The sequence below is a fragment of the Nostoc sp. genome (genome assembly GCF_036918245.1).
GTDB lineage: Bacteria > Cyanobacteriota > Cyanobacteriia > Cyanobacteriales > Nostocaceae > Nostoc.
This window is the reverse complement of the sequence record NZ_JBALEF010000064.1, coordinates 1-3598: the sequence shown is the minus strand read 5'-3', so window position 1 is coordinate 3598 and position 3598 is coordinate 1. Positions and strand designations below refer to the sequence as shown.

The window sequence follows — 3598 nt, the reverse complement described above, 5'->3', positions numbered from 1 at the left end:
AAGCACCAAAGCATTGAGGAGCGGAATGAAGGGAAACTTTCACGTTCCGTTTTGAAGACCAACGGGGTTGGTGACAGCCTCGTTGAGTTTAATCTATTTGCATTTTGCAAGTATCAATATATTTATAATGGCCTATCTCGTATTGAAATTTGGGATTTATTGCTGGCTTATTGTGGCAATTCGCGCCAGCAAACTCTACCAAGTATTCTGCAAGCATCATCCTTATTTGTTTATTTCAGCGAGGTGATCCCCAAATGAGTTTCTCATTCCAAGAATTTTACAAGAAGGGCAGAGGTAAGAAGCCAGAAGAAAAGAAATGTTAATTAAAACCTTAGTTGTGGGTATAAAACCGCAGTTAGATAACAAAATTTCTATTGAGATGCGTACCACAAGATACAACAGAGCCAGTGCAGTTTGTGGTTCTACCCAACTGGAGGAACCCTCTGCCTGGGTGGATCTCGCGACTTGAGCAGACTGGGATTATTTAGCGTCCAATCCCACGCTTAAAAACATGTGTTACTTCTGCCTTCTAAATAAGATAGCCAATACTGCAATATTGGAGATAATGGAAATTGTTCATAGATTTTGATGTAACATCCAGTACTATTGTTCACTTGCAAATCTAACTTATTTGATTGCAAGCATTAAAATAAGTCAGCATTTGCAAATATTAGTAATAAAATCAAAAATGTACAAATGCTAATTTTTCGGAGGGCATTCCAAATGTGTAAGTTATATCAAACCCAGGTTATAAATTGTCATTGCGTACTCCTTTGGAGAAACCTTCGGGTACGCAACGTAGTGGAGCGTTCCTAGAGCGTCTTGTAGAGTTGCAATCGCAAGATATGGGATTGCTTCTCTACGCTATCGCTTCATACCCTTTTCCTGGCAAATGACGTAAATACAAAAAGGATAAACAAGTGTTTTTAAAATAAGGTTACAGCAAAAATATGGAATAATTTTTGAGTGTATCGATGCCAAGTTCATAAGTTAAACGTGCTTGTATCCTTGCTTTTAGTCTTTAGTTAACTGGAATTTCTCACTTTAATATTTACTGTAATTTGATCAAATTATAGTAAATCAAATATAATATACTTAAATAATTATTATGTTTAATATTGTCCGTAATTTGCTTTTTTGCTAGTAGGTAAAAAAGCAAATTCAAGGCATGTCTGTTAAACATGTATAAAGTAACTATATCTATAGAGATATTTATTAAAAATTATAAAATAATGTATTGACTTATAAATAAATTAACTATATTCTAAATTTATCAAACAAAAAGACAAAGTTATCTCTAATTTGTGGAATTGCGGAAATTTATCTAAATTAATTTTGTTCACAACCAATGTTAATCAGCAACGAATAAATCAGTATTTCTAATTTGATTTATTTTCTAAGCTTCAAACCCATCACTTAAATCTTTGTTAATAAACAGGGTCTAGTGAAATTAACTTGGAATTTATAGAGAATAAGGTAGTCTTATTAAAATTATGCGAGCACCTTAAATTTCTGATGCAGATTAAAGATAATATCTGCCTGATGAAAACAATTGTAATTGAATAGAGGCACATTGAATGAGTGTTTATTCCAACACCTTGATAACTCCACCTTATTTTTCAACGTTAGTTGAATTGCTGATTTATAGAGCGCAAAATCAATCTGAACAGAAAGCTTATAGTTTTTTACAAAGTACAGAGACAGAAGCAGCATCGTTGACTTATAGAGAGTTACATGTGCAAGCACAAGCGATCGCAGCTACTCTGCAATCTCTAGATATCTTTGGTGAACGTGCTTTGCTCCTCTATCAACCGGGTCTAGATTTTATTGCTGCTTTCTTTGGATGTTTATATGCTAGCGTTATTGCTGTTCCGGCATATCCACCCAGACGAAATCAAAAATTGTCCAGGTTGCAGGCAATAGCCGCAGATGCCCAAGCCAAGATTGTACTTACTTCTAAATCTATTTTAGATAGCCTCCAAACTGGCTTCAATCAAGAGGATTTAGAAATTTCTGGATTGCATTGGCTTGCTACCGATGAGTTGAGTAACGATCTAGCACAAGCATGGCAGCCGCAAGAATTGATCGGTAATACCTTAGCTTTCCTCCAGTACACATCTGGCTCTACAGGGACACCAAAGGGTGTGATGATCACTCATGGGAATCTGTTGCATAACGAGCGGATGATTGAGAAAGCCTTCGGACATACAAACAAAACTATTGTTGTTGGTTGGTTGCCTGTTTTCCATGACATGGGACTCATTGGAAATGTCTTGCAACCCTTATATTTAGGGGTTCCTTGCATTCTTATGTCTCCAGTAGATTTTCTCCAAAAACCAATTCGTTGGTTGCAAGCAATATCTCACTACAAAGCTACAACTAGTGGTGGGCCAAACTTTGCTTATGATCTTTGCATTCGCAAGGTGACACCCGAACAGTTAGCAACTCTCGATCTCAGCAGTTGGGAGGTTGCCTTTACTGGTGCTGAACCTGTCCGTGCTGAGACTTTGGAGCAGTTTGCTTCTACTTTTGCACCTTGTGGCTTTCGCAGAGAAGCATTTTATCCTTGCTACGGTATGGCAGAAACCACTCTGATAGTAAGCGGAGGTGAGAAAACAGCTTTACCAATCACTTGCAACGTAGAAAAAGCAGCATTAGAGCAAAACCGAATTGTGAAGCAGCATGAGAGTCGGGGAGATATCCAGACAATAGTAGGTTGTGGGCAAAGTCCTGCTGATCAGAAAGTCGTCATTGTTGATCCCCAATCCTTAACGATGTGTGCGCCTGAGCAAGTGGGGGAAATCTGGGTAGCAGGCCCGAGTGTTGCTCAAGGTTATTGGAATCAACTTGAGGAGACAGAGAAAACTTTTCATGCGTATTTAGCAGATACTGGTGTTAGCGATAGTGGAACTTCAGTCCCATTTTTTCGCACTGGAGACTTAGGATTTTTGCAAGATGGAGAGTTGTTTATCACAGGGAGACTCAAAGATGTAATTATCATTAGAGGGCAAAATCATTATCCACAAGATATTGAACTGACTGTTGAGAATAGTCATCCAGCCCTGAAACCTGCCTCAGGAGCAGCATTTTCCATCGATTTCAAGGGTTCCGAACGGCTAGTTATTGTTCAGGAGGTAGAGCGGAGTTACTTGCGGAAGTTAAACGTTCAAGAAATTGTCGGAAATGTCAGACAAGCAGTGATTGGACAGCATGGGCTGGATATATTTGCTACAGTACTCATCAAGACTGGAAGTATTCCCAAAACCTCTAGTGGCAAAATTCGCCGTCAAGCTTGTCGAACTGCATTTCTTTCCGGTAGCTTAGATGTGATGGAGGATTGGACTGAGAATCCTCAGGACAAAGCTAAGTTTAAGGATCTAGAAGCAGAGGTTGATTCTGTTCTAAAGCAGTTAACACCTACTAAGCACCTATGAACAGCAATCGGATTATCTAAGAAAAGATTCATACCAACTAAATAGCAGATATCCAAGATAAGTTTTTGATGGCGTTGCTGAGTGCGGTATGAATCAATTGAACACCAGGATAAAACGATACTTCAAGTAGTGAAGTAATAATCGAATAGAGTATTTCAGTATTT

3 protein-coding genes are annotated in these 3598 nt (G+C 38.3%); all 3 read left to right on the top strand.

Annotation, left to right across the window (positions count from 1 at the left end):
• On the top strand, window positions 1-258 hold a 258-nt coding region (locus V7L12_RS17870; protein WP_335086174.1), incomplete at its 5' end, for a hypothetical protein.
• Window positions 259-316: 58 nt separating this feature from the next.
• Window positions 317-469 carry a hypothetical protein gene (locus V7L12_RS17865; protein ID WP_335086172.1) on the top strand — a complete coding sequence of 51 codons (153 nt, stop codon included), beginning with the start codon at window positions 317-319 and terminating at the stop codon, window positions 467-469.
• Window positions 470-1577: 1108 nt separating this feature from the next.
• The gene (locus V7L12_RS17860) at window positions 1578-3434 is read left to right on the top strand and encodes a fatty acyl-AMP ligase (RefSeq protein WP_335086170.1); all 1857 of its coding nucleotides are present in this window, start codon (window positions 1578-1580) and stop codon (window positions 3432-3434) included.
• Window positions 3435-3598: the final 164 nt, after the last annotated feature.